At 57.3% G+C, this 13,390-nt stretch carries 15 protein-coding genes; all 15 read left to right on the top strand.

Translation table 11 applies throughout. The features are described from left to right. Positions 1-17: 17 nt before the first annotated feature. The 15 genes from trpD to E5161_RS02785 all read left to right on the top strand — a co-directional run bounded on the left by trpD (position 18) and on the right by E5161_RS02785 (position 13,382). Positions 18-1,082: an anthranilate phosphoribosyltransferase gene (gene trpD, locus E5161_RS02855; protein WP_136776149.1), complete on the top strand. Its 1,065-nt coding sequence runs from the start codon at positions 18-20 to the stop codon at positions 1,080-1,082. Then, on the top strand, positions 1,072-1,884 hold the full coding sequence (gene trpC / locus E5161_RS02850; RefSeq protein ID WP_136776148.1) for an indole-3-glycerol phosphate synthase TrpC: 813 nt from the start codon (positions 1,072-1,074) through the stop codon (positions 1,882-1,884). The genes trpD and trpC overlap by 11 nt, the downstream gene beginning before the upstream one ends. Next, on the top strand, positions 1,881-2,576 hold the full coding sequence (locus E5161_RS02845) for a phosphoribosylanthranilate isomerase (RefSeq protein ID WP_136776147.1): 696 nt from the start codon (positions 1,881-1,883) through the stop codon (positions 2,574-2,576). The genes trpC and E5161_RS02845 overlap by 4 nt, the downstream gene beginning before the upstream one ends. After that, the gene (gene trpB / locus E5161_RS02840) at positions 2,573-3,775 is read left to right on the top strand and encodes a tryptophan synthase subunit beta (protein ID WP_211246671.1); all 1,203 of its coding nucleotides are present in this window, start codon (positions 2,573-2,575) and stop codon (positions 3,773-3,775) included. Before E5161_RS02845 ends, trpB begins: the two co-directional genes overlap by 4 nt. Before the next feature lie 8 nt (positions 3,776-3,783). After that, positions 3,784-4,614, top strand: a complete 831-nt coding sequence (gene trpA / locus E5161_RS02835) for a tryptophan synthase subunit alpha (RefSeq protein ID WP_136776412.1) — start codon at positions 3,784-3,786, stop codon at positions 4,612-4,614. 114 nt (positions 4,615-4,728) lie between these two features. Next, positions 4,729-5,820 (top strand): histidinol-phosphate transaminase, encoded by a 1,092-nt coding sequence (hisC, locus tag E5161_RS02830; protein WP_136776145.1) that lies wholly within the window; start codon positions 4,729-4,731, stop codon positions 5,818-5,820. Between the two features lie 4 nt (positions 5,821-5,824). Then, positions 5,825-6,973: a prephenate dehydrogenase gene (locus E5161_RS02825; protein WP_136776144.1), complete on the top strand. Its 1,149-nt coding sequence runs from the start codon at positions 5,825-5,827 to the stop codon at positions 6,971-6,973. Positions 6,974-7,496: 523 nt separating this feature from the next. Next, positions 7,497-8,093, top strand: a complete 597-nt coding sequence (locus tag E5161_RS02820; protein WP_136776411.1) for an RNA polymerase sigma factor — start codon at positions 7,497-7,499, stop codon at positions 8,091-8,093. Further along, positions 8,090-8,677: an anti-sigma factor family protein gene (locus tag E5161_RS02815; protein ID WP_136776143.1), complete on the top strand. Its 588-nt coding sequence runs from the start codon at positions 8,090-8,092 to the stop codon at positions 8,675-8,677. The genes E5161_RS02820 and E5161_RS02815 overlap by 4 nt, the downstream gene beginning before the upstream one ends. Further along, the gene (locus E5161_RS02810; RefSeq protein ID WP_246042072.1) at positions 8,674-9,285 is read left to right on the top strand and encodes a histidine phosphatase family protein; all 612 of its coding nucleotides are present in this window, start codon (positions 8,674-8,676) and stop codon (positions 9,283-9,285) included. Before E5161_RS02815 ends, E5161_RS02810 begins: the two co-directional genes overlap by 4 nt. A 123-nt stretch (positions 9,286-9,408) precedes the next feature. Beyond that, on the top strand, positions 9,409-10,653 hold the full coding sequence (locus E5161_RS02805; RefSeq protein WP_136776142.1) for a hypothetical protein: 1,245 nt from the start codon (positions 9,409-9,411) through the stop codon (positions 10,651-10,653). Positions 10,654-10,827: 174 nt separating this feature from the next. Continuing rightward, positions 10,828-11,010 carry an IDEAL domain-containing protein gene (locus tag E5161_RS02800; protein ID WP_136776141.1) on the top strand — a complete coding sequence of 61 codons (183 nt, stop codon included), beginning with the start codon at positions 10,828-10,830 and terminating at the stop codon, positions 11,008-11,010. A 163-nt stretch (positions 11,011-11,173) separates the two neighbouring features. Further along, positions 11,174-12,160, top strand: a complete 987-nt coding sequence (locus tag E5161_RS02795; protein ID WP_136776140.1) for an acetylxylan esterase — start codon at positions 11,174-11,176, stop codon at positions 12,158-12,160. Between the two features lie 7 nt (positions 12,161-12,167). Further along, on the top strand, positions 12,168-12,623 hold the full coding sequence (locus E5161_RS02790) for a DUF2487 family protein (RefSeq protein ID WP_136776139.1): 456 nt from the start codon (positions 12,168-12,170) through the stop codon (positions 12,621-12,623). Between the two features lie 222 nt (positions 12,624-12,845). After that, positions 12,846-13,382, top strand: a complete 537-nt coding sequence (locus tag E5161_RS02785; RefSeq protein ID WP_136776138.1) for a QcrA and Rieske domain-containing protein — start codon at positions 12,846-12,848, stop codon at positions 13,380-13,382. The last annotated feature ends 8 nt before the right edge of the window (positions 13,383-13,390 follow it).

The following is a 13,390-nucleotide window of genomic DNA, read 5'->3' as shown; positions in this document are numbered from 1 at the left end:
AACAGGAGGAGATCGGAATGGAAGCAGTGAAAAGCGGGCAATCGGCCGGCGGTATCACGATTCCGGATGCACTGGGAGCCATTATGGAAGGCAGAGACTTGACGCGGGACGAGGCATTCGGTATCATGACCACCATTATGCGGGGGGAAGCGACTCCTGCCCAAATCGGCGCAATCATCATGGCACTTCGCATGAAGGGCGAGGGCGTCGACGAAATCACCGGTTTCGCGGAAGCGATGAGGTCGTTCTCCAACCGGGTGACGACGGAAAATCACGATCTGCTCGATACGTGCGGCACCGGCGGATCGGGTATTCATAAATTCAACATTTCCACCGCTTCCGCCATAATCGCGGCAGCAGCAGGAGCGCGTGTGGCCAAACACGGCAACCGGGCGATGTCCGGCAAAGCGGGAAGCGCCGATGTGCTGGAAGCGTTGGGTGTGAACATCCAGCTGAGCGCGGAACAAGCGGCGGTGTGCCTGGAACGCAACGGCATCTGTTTTATGTTCGCGCAGCTGTACCATCCGGCACTAAAGCATGCCGGGGCGCCCCGCCGGGAGCTGGGCGTGCGGACGATTTTCAACATGCTCGGTCCGCTGGCCAATCCCGCCAATGCGGACCGTCAACTGATCGGCTTGTACGATCGCAGACGTACCGCGACGGTGGCGGAGGTGCTGGCTAGGCTCGGCCTGAAGCGGGCGATGGTCGTGGGCAGCCATGACGGGCTGGACGAAATCAGCCTGTCCGCTCCGACTCAGGTGTCCGAACTTAAAGACGGTGTAGTGACCACCTACGACATTACGCCTGCCGACTTGGGCCTTTCTAACCTAGCACTCTCCGACGTGCTGGGCGGTGACGCCGCACACAACGCCGCCATCATCCGCCGGGTTTTGGGCGGGGAGCGAAGCGCTTATCGCGAAGTGGTGCTGGCGAATGCAGGCGCGTGCATTTATGTAGCCGGCCGGGCCGAATCGCTCCGCGACGGCGTGAGGGTGGCCGCCGAGACGATCGATTCCGGCCGCGCGGCCGACAAACTGGGGCAATGGATCGCCACGACAGGAGAGTTGAGCCATGTTTCTTGATCGAATCGTTGCCACCAAACGGCAAGAAATGGAAGTTTTGCGGCGGGAGCTGCAGGTTGCGGAAGCGGAGAAAGCCATTTCGCAGCTGGCGCCTTGCCGGGGGTTTGAAAAGGCGCTGCGCAGCCGGCGCCGCCCCGTAGGGCTCATCGCCGAAGTGAAGAAGGCGAGCCCGTCGAAAGGACTCATCCGCGCGGACTTCGATCCCGTCTCGCTCGCACGCTCGTACGAATTAGCGGGAACGGATTGCATTTCGGTGTTGACGGATGCGCAGTATTTTCAAGGCAGCAACACCTATTTGAAGCAAGTTAGAGATTCCGTGTCCGTACCGCTCCTGCGCAAAGATTTTATGATCGACGAGCTGCAGATTTACGAGGCCAGGCTCATCGGGGCGGACGCCGTGCTGCTCATTGCGGCGATCCTGACGCCGGCACAGCTAAGATCCTTTCACGATCTGGCCTGCGCCCTAGGATTGGACGTGTTGGTCGAAGTCCATAACCGGCCGGAGCTGGAGACGGTATTGGAAATCGGCACCGCCACGCTGATCGGTGTGAACAACCGGAATCTTCATACGTTCGAAACGGACCTGAACGTGACCCGGGAGTTAATCGGGTTGATGCCGAAAGGTGTCACGGCGGTGAGCGAGAGCGCCATCTCTTCCCCTGACGATATCGCGTTTGTGCGAGAGGCGGGAGCGCAAGCCGTTCTGGTGGGCGAACACTTCATGCGCCAGCCCGATCCGGGCGAAGCGGTGGAACGCCTTCTTGGCCCCGTATCCGCCGCAAAAGAAGGTTCGGCACGATGAGCAAAGGAATTGAACGGATAACCAACGTGAAAATATGCGGCATCCGGGATGAACGGACGATCCGGGACATGGACGGGCTGCCGGTTCATTATATCGGCTTCGTATTTGCGCCGAGCAAGCGCCAAGTGACTGTAGAGCAAGCGGCACATCTTCATGAAGCTGTGCGCAAAGGGAAGAACCGAAGCGGACAGCCTCCTCGGACCGTAGGCGTGTTCGTCAACCCGTCGCTGGAGCAGCTGGCGTACGTGCTCGACCGGGTACCGCTGGATGCGGTTCAGCTTCATGGTCAGGAGTCGCCGGCGTTTTGCCGGGAAGTCGGTGAGCGGTTCGGGGTGGAGGTTTGGCGGGCGCTCTCAGCGGACGAACCGGATGACGGCGGCCGGGACGAAGCACATTCCGGACCCTCCAGGCTTGATGAATACGAAGGCGTTGTGTCGACGATCTTGATCGACACGGCCGGAGGCGGAACGGGTCGGACTTTCCGGTGGGAACTCATTCCATCCTATCAGGAGCGGGCCGCTCTACTCGGCATTCGATTGTTTGTAGCCGGAGGGCTGGGGCCCGATAACATAACGGAGCTGTTGTCCGGCTATCAACCGGACGGCGTGGATGTATCCAGCGGCGTCGAAACCGACGGTGCGAAGGACAGCAAGAAAATCGCCGCATTCGCGGAAAGGGTGAACCGATCATGATACAAGTGCCGGATCAGCACGGACGCTTCGGTCCGTTCGGGGGCAAATACGTGCCGGAGACGCTGATGAACGCGTTAATCGAGCTGGAAGAGGCGTATAACCGGTATAAGGACGATCCCGATTTTGTCGCCGAGGTCCGTTATTTGCTGAAACAATACTCCGGACGTCCGACGCCGCTCTACTATGCGGAACGGTTAAGCGAGTACGCCGGCGGGGCGAAGATTTACCTGAAGCGGGAAGACTTGAACCATACAGGGGCGCACAAAATCAATAACACGATCGGCCAAGCCGTTCTGGCGAAGCGGATGGGCAAAAAGAAAGTAATCGCCGAAACCGGAGCTGGACAGCACGGCGTCGCATCGGCGACCGTTGCGGCGCTCATGGGGCTCGAGTGCAAGGTGTTCATGGGCGAGGAAGATACGAAACGCCAGCAGCTCAACGTATTCCGGATGAAGCTGCTCGGCGCTGAAGTCATTCCGGTCATGTCCGGCACACGCACGCTCAAAGACGCCTGCAACGAAACGCTCCGTTACTGGGTCAGCAATGTCGACGATACTTACTACATTCTCGGCTCCGTTACCGGACCGCACCCGTATCCGATGATGGTGCGCGATTTCCAGCGAGTCATCGGACTTGAGACGCGAGAGCAAATCGTCGAAGCCGAAGGCCGGCTGCCCGACGCCGTCATCGCGGCTGTCGGCGGAGGAAGCAACGCGATCGGCATGTTTCACCCGTTCATCGATGACGCGGGCGTAAGGCTGATCGGCGTCGAGGCCGCGGGACGCGGCGTTGAAACGGATGAGCACGCGGCTACGATGACGAAAGGACGCCCCGGCGTATTTCAAGGATCGCTCAGCTACGTCCTGCAGGACGAAGGCGGTCAGGTGCTGCCCGCGCATTCCATTTCCGCGGGACTGGACTATCCCGGCATCGGCCCCGAGCATGCTTACCTGAAGGACATCAAGCGGGCGGAGTATGAACCGATTACCGACCGGGAAGCGTTAGAAGCCCTCGTGCTGCTCTCCCGGACGGAAGGCATCATCCCGGCGCTGGAGTCGGCGCACGCCGTTGCGCAAGCGTTGAAAACGGCCAAAACGATGAAGCGGGACGAAATCCTGATCATCAACCTCTCCGGCCGGGGAGACAAAGACGTGGAATCGATCATGAAGTATGAAGAGGAAGGGGGCGTCAAGCTGTGAACAAGGTGATGACTCCGAACGCCATCGATGCTGTCTTTGCCGAACTCAAAGCCAAAGGGGAGACGGCGCTTATTCCGTTCCTCACCATGGGAGACCCCAATCTCGACACTTCCGTTGCGCTCGTGCAGGCCGCGGAAGCAGCCGGCGCCCACATGATCGAACTGGGCGTTCCGTATTCCGATCCGCTTGCGGACGGTCCGGTCATTCAACGGGCCTCCGAGCGGGCGCTCCGAAACCGGATTTCCTTGACGGACTGTATCGGCGTCGCCTCCAAAGCGCGCAGTCTCGGCGTCAAGATGCCCTTTATCCTGTTTACCTACTATAATCCCGCTCTCCAGCTCGGACTTGAGCGATTCTTTGGACTGCTCCGGGAACACGGCTTCAGCGGCGTCATCATTCCCGACCTCCCGATGGAAGAGGATGAGGAGACGAGGGCGATGGCCGAGCAAGCCGGCATTCATCTCATTCCGCTTGTGGCGCCCACATCCGACGCGAGAGTGGAACGCATTGCCGCCCGAGCCAAAGGTTTCGTGTACTGCGTCTCTTCTCTTGGGGTGACCGGAGTGCGTTCGAGTTTTCATGAAGGCATCGACCGCTTTCTGCAGACCGTCCGGCAAGCCGCCAACGTTCCGATCTGCGTCGGTTTCGGGATTTCTTCCCGCGAGCAGGCCGAACGCTTCGCGGGACAATGCGACGGCGTCATCGTGGGCAGCGCTATCGTTCGCCAAGTGGAGGAAGTGCTTCCGGATCTGACTTCTCCCAACGACGCAGTGAAAGGCCGAGGACTCCGTTCCATCCAACAGTTCATCTCCGGACTGAAGCCGCGGGGCTTGGGTTAAAGCGCAATTGTCATCTATACACGGAGAATCGTTTATGTCACAATAGAATACAAAATTCCGATGCGGAGCGCCTACGCTCCGTTTTCCGTTCACGCAGGATCAGGAGGGGTTCCCATGCAGCCGAAACCAAATATCGTTCATCTGCCGGTTTACCAGCCCGGCAAACCCGTGGAAGATGTAAAACGTGAGCTGGGACTAAGCGAAGTCATCAAGCTTGCATCCAATGAAAATCCGTACGGAGCTTCACCGAAGGCCAAGGAAGCGATCGTGCGGGAAGCCGAAAATGTGAGCATCTACCCGGACGGCGCCGCCGTGGAGTTGACCGCCGCCGTCGCCCGTCATTACGGAGTGCAGCCGGACCAAATCATTTTCGGTGCGGGCTCGGACGAGATCATTCTTATGATCGCCCGCGCGTTCATCGTGCCCGGAGACGAAACGATCATGGCGGAGTCCACTTTTCCGCAATACAAGCACAATACGCAGATCGAGAATGCGGTCATCATCGAAGTGCCGCTGAAAGACGGCACGCACGATCTTCCTGCCATGCTGGACAAAGTAACTGGCAAGACGAAAGTCATCTGGGTGTGCAATCCGAACAACCCGACCGGCACGATCGTCTCCGCGGAAGAACTCGAATCGTTTCTGGACAACGTTCCCTCCTCCGTTCTGGTCGTACTGGACGAAGCCTACTGCGAATACATCGAGGATCCGGCGTTTCCCGACGGCATCCGCATGGTGGATAAATATCCGAACGTCATTACGCTGCGCACGTTCTCCAAAATTTACGGACTTGCTTCGCTGCGGATCGGGTATGGAATCGGCCGATCCGGCGTGATCCGCTCGATCAATCAGGTTCGCGAACCGTTCAACACGTCGCGCTATGCCCAGGCAGCGGCCCTTGCCGCCATACAAGACCAGACGTTCATTGAGGAATGCCGCCGCGCGAACCTCGAAGGCCTCCGCACGCTGCGTGCCGCTTTCGAACGGCTCGGCCTGCAAGCATTCCCGGCATACGGCAATTTCATAATGGTAGACGTGCAGCGTCCGGCAACCGAAGTGTTCGACGCCTTGCTCCGTAAAGGGATTATCGTTCGTGCCGGGCATCGCGGTTACCCGAATCACATACGTATCACGGTCGGGACTCCGGAGCAGAACGCCAAAGCCATCTCCGCTTTGGAGGCTGTTTTGAAGGAAGCTAAGGTGTAATGGAATGAACAACGAAGACATCAGCGGTTTTAGCCGAAGCACTCCGCAAACAGACGCCCATCCGATCCGGATCGCGATTTTCGGCGTAGGGCTCATCGGCGGGTCTTTGGCGCTTTGCTTCAAGGACAAGCCAGGGGTAACCGTGGTCGGGCATTCTGTAAACCCGGCATCCGTGGTGAAGTATAAGGCCCGAGGGGTAGTAGACGAAGCTACAGTCTCGATCGAGGAAGCTGCCCGCGAAGCCGATTTTTTGTTCCTTTGCGTGCCGGTAGGCAGGCTGGAGGATTATATCGACCAATTGTCCCGGCTGCCGCTGAAGCCGGGCTGCATCGTGACCGATGTAGGCAGCACGAAAGTGTCGGTGGTCCGCCATGCCTCCGTGCTGGAAAGACGGGGAGCAGTGTTTATCGGGGGACATCCGATGGCCGGCTCGGAGCGTTCAGGCGTGGAAGCGGCCAGCTCTCATCTGTTCGAGAACGCCTACTACGTGCTGACTCCTGGTGAGACCACGCCGGCGGAGGCGGTGGAGAGGCTGGAGCGCCTGCTTCGCTGGACCAAGGCCCATATCGTGAAAACGGACCCCGTTCTCCACGATGATATCGTCGGTGCGATCAGCCATCTTCCGCACATGATCGCCGTCGGGCTCGTGAACCAGATTGCCGGTTACAACGAAACGAACGAGCTGTATGCCAGTCTCGCGGCCGGGGGGTTCCGTGACATTACCCGGATTGCCAGCGGCGAACCGCTGATCTGGCGGGATATCCTGCTGAACAACCGGGAAGTGTTGTTGAAGCTGCTGACGGAATGGCAGGCGGAGATGGATCACTTCCGCAAGCTGCTCTTGAGCGGAGACGGGGAAGGGGTGGCGGACGCCTTCCGCCGCGCCGGCGGGTTTCGCAGCCAACTCCCGGAATGGCGCAAAGGCATGATCAGTTCCTTGTTCGAATGTTACGTGGATGTGCCGGATCATCCGGGCATCATCGGCAAAATCGCCACGGAGCTCGGCCAGGCCCGCATCAATTTAAGCAATTTGCACATTATCGAAAGCCGGGAGGATGTACCAGGCGTGCTGCAGCTATCGTTCCGGCAGGAGGACGATCTCGAGAAAGCAGTCGCGCTGCTGACATCTCTGCAATACTCGGTGCATTTTTAACCGGACGGGGAGCGTACACGCGCTCCTTTTTTTATCCCTAAATTTATTATGTAAACGCTTATTGACAAAATGAAAACGTATACATATAATAAAAGTACAGTATGGTTTCTCTCCACTCCTATCCAATACTCGCACTCTGTGCAGCCACCCGTCAGGGTGGTTCTTTTTTTTGTCCCTCGAAAAATTGCGCCGTCCTGCCAGAATGCGTTCCACGGCGTTAAAGAGTGAGGAAGTTTCCGTAAATTGGACATAAACTTCCGTATCCACTGTGCCGAATAAACAGGTATGATGCTGTAATGGAAGTACGGTTGAGTCCGAACAGACACTTTTTTGCGTTATCTTTGAGAATATTTTAAACTCAACCAAGCCGAGGCTGTGTTACAATAACGGATATGATTGTAAATATCTGGTTTCACTAGATGCAACTGTGCCTTTCAGCGCAACTTTTTCGTTTTTGGCCGGTATAATACGATACGCCGGCTGAGAACGATCAACCCTGCCACGGGGGAGGGTCGCGGTTATGATGACCGATTCTCAGCTCATCCGGGAAATCAAAGACGGCAACGTAGAGATGTATTCCGTCTTGATGACCCGATATCAAAAAAAGATATTATCTTTTATTTATCATATGCTGAAGAGCGCGAAGCTCGAGCTGCTGGCCGAAGACCTTTGCTCCGAAACGTTCTACAAAGCGTATCGAAGCTTGCATTCGTTCCGGGAAATTGACGCCTCGTTTTCCACATGGTTATATACCATTGCGAGAAACACGGTGCTCAGCGAGCTGCGAAAGCAAAAAACGGCACACGTTTCTTTAGACGATTCCACCTACATACCTGCCGCCCCCCCGGAAGCCTCGCCGGATCAGCGATTGCTCCGCAACGAGAAAGTGACGATGGTTCGCGAAGCGATCAACAGCCTGCCCGAGAAACAGCGTTCCGCCTTGATTCTGCGGGAGTACGACGGCATGGATTATCAGGAAATCGCGAACATATTGGGTCAGTCGGTCAGTTCCGTGAAGTCGTTGTTGTTCCGGGCACGAGCCAGTGTCAAATTGCAACTGGAATCGTACTTCAGCGAACCGGCTATAATGAAGGAGTACGAGGAGATGAAATTTCGATGAAATGCGAACAAATTTCCGAATGGATCGCAGAGTATCGTGATTTTCCGGAGGATTCGCATGAACGTCTGGCGGTAGATCTTCACATCCCCGGCTGTGCCGCCTGCGCGGAAGAATTCCGCTTATGGGAAGAGAGCGCGGAATTGATTCGGGCGTTGTCCGGTGCCGATCAGCTGGAGGATCCGAACCTGCCGTCCCGGGAACTGAACCAATCGGTCATGAGCCGAATTTATTCCGAGCAATCCTGGTACATGCCGGCCATACGGCGAACTTACGCCTTCTCGTTCGCGTTTCGCCGTACAGTCGCGCTGCTGCTGGCCGGTCTGTTGGCCATTTTCGGCAGTGCGTTCCTGTATACCGCCTGGAACCGCATAGCGGGGGATCAAGGCAGCCCGGGCGGTCTAATGGAGAGCGCGGGCACTTTCGACGGCCAGTCGATTACGGTTGACGTTCCGGTCGCCAGCTTGAGCGATCCGGTCGTGCTTCACGTAACGCCGGTGATGCCGGAATATTGGGTGGCGCTGTCCATGCTGGGCATGATCATGACGCTGCTCATTCTGAACTGGTTCTCCCGCGTCCGCTCATGACGATGAAGGCGACCCGTATCGGATGGATTCGCCATGGCATTACGGCTTGGAACCGGCTGGGCAAAATCCAGGGCGTAACGGATATTCCCCTCAGTCCGGAAGGCATCGATCAAGCCCGGAAGCTGGCGGATCGCCTTCTTCGCGACGGAGAGGAGTGGAACGGCGTCTATTGCAGCGATTTGACACGCGCGTATCAGACCGCGGAGATCATCGCAAATCGGCTGGGCATTCCGCTGCGGCCGGAGCCGCGTCTGCGGGAGCGCTCGTTTGGCGCAGCGGAAGGCACTACGGAGGCGGAACGTCTGGCCCGGTGGGGAACGGATTGGCGACGGCTCGTACCCGACCAGGAAACGGATGAACAGGTACGCGCCAGAGGCCACGAATTTGTGAAAGACCTTATGCTCCGGCATCCCGGAGAGGCGTGGCTCGTCGTCACCCACGGTAGTTTTTTGGCTCGGATGCTTCAGTCGATGTGCCGGGATTTGAAAGATTCCCATCTGTCGAACGTGTCTCTCTCCATTCTGGAGAGACGGGAGCAGGGATGGGTTCCGCTGCTTCATAACTGCACGGCGCATTTGGATTTGGACCGTGTGGAAGCGGCCGAATAAGATGAACCTTTGCCGATCGACGGCTGAACGGAGAAATCCGCTCAGCCGTTTTTCTTTATACGTTTAAACCGCTTGCCGGGGGCCGATACTGGAAAGTAAATCCATCCGAAGCGGGGAATGCCGATGAATCTGGCCGATATGCTTTGTTACGCCGATATTGACCAATTAACCCGGATCGCCCAAGCCTATCAATGCAGCTGCAGCAGCCACTCCAAAAACGAGCTGATTCAGTCCATCCTGACGGCGGTGCAGCGGCGCGATAATTTGGAGTCTCGGGTGGAGGAAATGAGCGGAGACGATCTGCGGTTCCTCAATTCGTTATTGTTCGAGAATCGCAGCGCCTACAGTTTGGAAGAGTTGAAAGCGAGGGCGGCCGGGACAACCGCGAAGCTGACCCAAGAATCCGTGACGGCTCCATCGCCGGCCATGCCCGCCGCTCCGCCGGCCGCGCCGGTGAAAAGCGGACGTTCCCGCAAAAAAAGGACGCCTCCGTCCTCTGCACCGGCAAGTCCGGAAGATGAGGCGCGCCAGACGATTTCGCGGTTCAAGCGTTTCGGCTGGCTGTTCAATGGATTCTCCCATCAAACCCGGTATCTGTACCAGGTCCCGGACGATATGAAGCGGAGTTTGACCGAAGCACTCGAACGCAAGTTCCGGATCGATCTGCAGGAACGGGACGAACCTCCGGTGTACCGAGACGAACGCGTCCTGCTTTCCATGGATTTGCCGGTTTTTCTTCGTTACGTCCGGGATCACGACGTTCCGCTCACCGGCGACGGAGCGATGTACAAACGACAGCTCGGTCAAGTGCTGGATTTGATGTCCGTACAAGAGCAAATTCCCGGTAAAGGGGGATGGCGTTTCGGCTACGGACGGAGGTTTCCCGATTACCCCGACCGCTTCTCGCTGCTCTACGATTATGCCTATTATGAGCGGTTGATTCGGGAGAATCCCGACCGGTTAATCGTAACCGAAGAAGGCTTGAACGCGGCGGACGGGCGGCCGGGAATCGATCCTTCATCGCTCTATCGATTCTGGCTTCGGCTGTATAAAGGCCCCATTCCGAACTTGGCGGCGCTCGCCCAATGGATTTCACGGCTCTGCACCGGATGGACGACAACGGCTTCTTTGTTCGGCATTTTAAGGCCGCTCATCCGATCCTATTATTACGACACCGAGAAAGATGTGCTGGAACGCCGAGTACTGGCCATGATGCTGCATTTGGGATTGATCAGCTGGGGAGAAAGCTCCTTTGGCGAACCGGTCGTACGCATCACTCCTCAAGGGCGCGCGATCATATCGGGAAACGCCTTGCTATTCGAAGACAAGCTGCAGATGGACGAACAGTTGCCTGCTTACGGCGGGTAAACGGCTTGAATTAGGCCGGGTTACAATGCTGGGAATGGGGCTTTCGTCCCTGAGCGATGCCGGTTGTACTGAATATGCTTTAGTAAGTAAGAGCCGGCGCAATCCAAAGGAGCTAAGACGGCAGGAAGGAAACCGAAACGGGTTCCCGATTGCCGGATTTCGGAGGTGCAACGAGTGGACAACATGAAAGTCGCCTACGAGACGATGCTGGGACTGGCGGCCGAAATGGTCCTGGACGAAGCGCTGCGCAAATACCGGACAGAAAAAATATACGAAGCCATCGACCTCGCGCTTGCGGAAGGGGACGCCGACACGTTCAAGCGGCTGACCGACGAGCTCAAATCGATACTGGCTTGATCGGCCGCCGGCGACGGGAACGGCACAAGACGAAGCGGCTCAGCCGTCCGAATACTGCGGACGGTTTTTTTATTTGCCCGCCGTGGCCGCTCTTTTCATGACTTGCGATTTGCAGTAGGATGAAGAATATAACCTTCTTTCGGAAAGGATGCACCGTACGCTTATGCCGTTGATCGATTTTCCGCTCGATGTTCTACAATCCTATCAAGGAATCAACCCGAAACCGTCCGATTTCGACGCTTACTGGGATCGCGCTCTGCAGGAAATGAGAGCGGTGGAACCGCAGCTTGAGTTCGTTCCGTCCGCATTCCAGGTTCCGTTCGCCGACTGCTTCGATCTCTATTTCACCGGCGTGCGCGGTGCCCGCATTCATGTCAAATACATCAGACCCAAAAACGTCCCCGAGCCACACCCGGCCGTCCTGCAGTTTCACGGTTATACGGGCGACAGCGGAGACTGGGCCGGCAAGCTTATCTACGCTTCACTTGGATTCAGCGTACTGGCGATGGACTGCCGGGGGCAAGGCGGCAAGTCAGAGGATGCCGGCGGGGTGAAGGGGAATACGCATCATGGGCATATCATTCGGGGATTGGATGATCACCCGGACAATTTGTTATTCCGGCATATTTTCCTAGACACCGCGCAATTGGCCGGCATCGCGATGGGATTGCCGGAAGTGGATCCAGATTGTGTAGCGGCAATGGGAGGCTCTCAAGGAGGCGCGCTCACGTTGGCCTGCGGGGCGCTTGAACCGCGGGTTGCGAAGCTGGCGCCGGCTTATCCGTTCCTGTCCGATTATCGCCGCGTATGGGAGATGGATTTGGCCAAGGATGCTTATCAGGAGATCCGGGACTATTTTCGGAGATTCGATCCCCAGCACAAACGCGAACACGAAATTTTCGAAAAACTCGGGTACATAGATGTGCAGCATTTGGCTTCGCGAATCCGGGGAGAGACGGTGATGGCGGTCGGCCTGATGGATACGATCACGCCTCCGTCCACGCAATTCGCGGCCTACAACAAAATCACGGCGCCGAAAAGCTTGGAAATTTATCCTGACTTCGGGCACGAATGGCTGCCGGGATTCGAAGACCGGACGATCGCATTTTTCGCCGATTGGTTCTGCCCACGGGACAACATGAAAGGATAAGATCGACATGAAATTCAGCGAATTAGACGAAGCCGGCTGGCCGGATTTGCAGCCGTATATGGATACGTGTCTGCTCCCGGTCACCGGCCTTACCGGCGAGGAAGCACCGTGGGAGATGGCCGATCTGGCCGCGCTCACGGGCGATTGGCTGTACCCGCTCGAGCAGGCTTTCAAGGGCCGGACGGTGACGCTGCCCGCATTCCATTATTACGACGGAAGCCGGGAAGCGGAAGAGCGATTGGCCGGCTTGTGCGGGCAGTTTCGATCGGCCGGTTTTCGATTCGTCATTCTCGTTTGCGGGCGGCCCGGCTTGCTGAAGGCTGCCGCCGGAGCGGATCTAATCGTAGGGCCGAATGAGGGCGGCGAATCGCCGGATCCCGAGGAGCTGCACAGCGCGGTGGCGGCACTTTGGCGGAAAGCAGCCGCGTCCGGGTCATCCGCCCAGCCATTCGGACAAGCCTGAACGCATAGCTCCCATTGGGTTAGGGTAAACAATAGCTAGAGGCGACGAAGGGGAAATGTGACAATTTGAGAACATTTTACGTTTCCTATCGGCGGCAACCGGGCAAACGCGCCCTTGCGATTCTTGACGCTCCATTTGACGTGGGCTATGATAATGATGTCCTTGTAAAGAGAAGGAAAAGTCCGTGTGGACGCAGTTTGTTGGCGTAAAGGGGGTTGAAAAATGGACCAGAATCAGCAGCAAGACACCGCACATCGGCCGGTCAAACGCAAAGAGATGACGCGGCGTCAATTTTTGTCGTACACCCTCGGCGGGGCTGGAGCCTTCATGGCGGGCGGAGCCATCCTGCCGATGATCCGCTTTGCCGTCGATCCTCTTTTGCAACCGAAACAGCAGGGCAACTTCGTGAAAGTCATCGAAGAAAGCAAAGTGACGAACGAGCCGCAGCAGGTGGATTTCAAAGTTCACCAAGTGGACGGCTGGTACGAGAGCGATCCGAAGCTGCAAGCTTGGATCACGAAAGGCGACGACGGCACGATTTTCGCCTTGTCCCCGATTTGTAAGCATCTCGGCTGCACGATCGGTAAGTACGGCAAGGAAATTCCGAACCAATATCTCTGTCCGTGCCACGGCGCCCGTTATGACAAGAACGGGAAGACGCTGGCGGTGGCGCCGAGATCGCTGGACGAGTATGAAGTGAAGACCGACAACGGCTGGGTGTATCTCGGACCGCTGAAACCTAACTCGCGCGTGAAGTAGAAGGAGGG

Source organism: Cohnella pontilimi (assembly GCF_005049045.1).
In the GTDB taxonomy this organism is placed as follows: Bacteria; Bacillota; Bacilli; order Paenibacillales; family Paenibacillaceae; genus Cohnella; species Cohnella pontilimi.
The sequence above is the reverse complement of the archived record's forward strand: the minus strand, read 5'-3'. Positions and strand labels throughout refer to the sequence as shown.

Coding starts and splice junctions, on each gene's coding strand:
- trpD (WP_136776149.1), top strand. CDS start 18: ATGGAAGCAGTGAAAAGCGGGCAATCGGCCGGCGGTATCACGATTCCG.
- hisC (WP_136776145.1), top strand. CDS start 4,729: ATGCAGCCGAAACCAAATATCGTTCATCTGCCGGTTTACCAGCCCGGC.
- E5161_RS02845 (WP_136776147.1), top strand. CDS start 1,881: ATGAGCAAAGGAATTGAACGGATAACCAACGTGAAAATATGCGGCATC.
- E5161_RS02790 (WP_136776139.1), top strand. CDS start 12,168: ATGAAATTCAGCGAATTAGACGAAGCCGGCTGGCCGGATTTGCAGCCG.
- E5161_RS02825 (WP_136776144.1), top strand. CDS start 5,825: ATGAACAACGAAGACATCAGCGGTTTTAGCCGAAGCACTCCGCAAACA.
- trpC (WP_136776148.1), top strand. CDS start 1,072: ATGTTTCTTGATCGAATCGTTGCCACCAAACGGCAAGAAATGGAAGTT.
- E5161_RS02805 (WP_136776142.1), top strand. CDS start 9,409: ATGAATCTGGCCGATATGCTTTGTTACGCCGATATTGACCAATTAACC.
- trpB (WP_211246671.1), top strand. CDS start 2,573: ATGATACAAGTGCCGGATCAGCACGGACGCTTCGGTCCGTTCGGGGGC.
- E5161_RS02810 (WP_246042072.1), top strand. CDS start 8,674: ATGACGATGAAGGCGACCCGTATCGGATGGATTCGCCATGGCATTACG.
- E5161_RS02785 (WP_136776138.1), top strand. CDS start 12,846: ATGGACCAGAATCAGCAGCAAGACACCGCACATCGGCCGGTCAAACGC.
- E5161_RS02795 (WP_136776140.1), top strand. CDS start 11,174: ATGCCGTTGATCGATTTTCCGCTCGATGTTCTACAATCCTATCAAGGA.
- trpA (WP_136776412.1), top strand. CDS start 3,784: ATGACTCCGAACGCCATCGATGCTGTCTTTGCCGAACTCAAAGCCAAA.
- E5161_RS02815 (WP_136776143.1), top strand. CDS start 8,090: ATGAAATGCGAACAAATTTCCGAATGGATCGCAGAGTATCGTGATTTT.
- E5161_RS02820 (WP_136776411.1), top strand. CDS start 7,497: ATGACCGATTCTCAGCTCATCCGGGAAATCAAAGACGGCAACGTAGAG.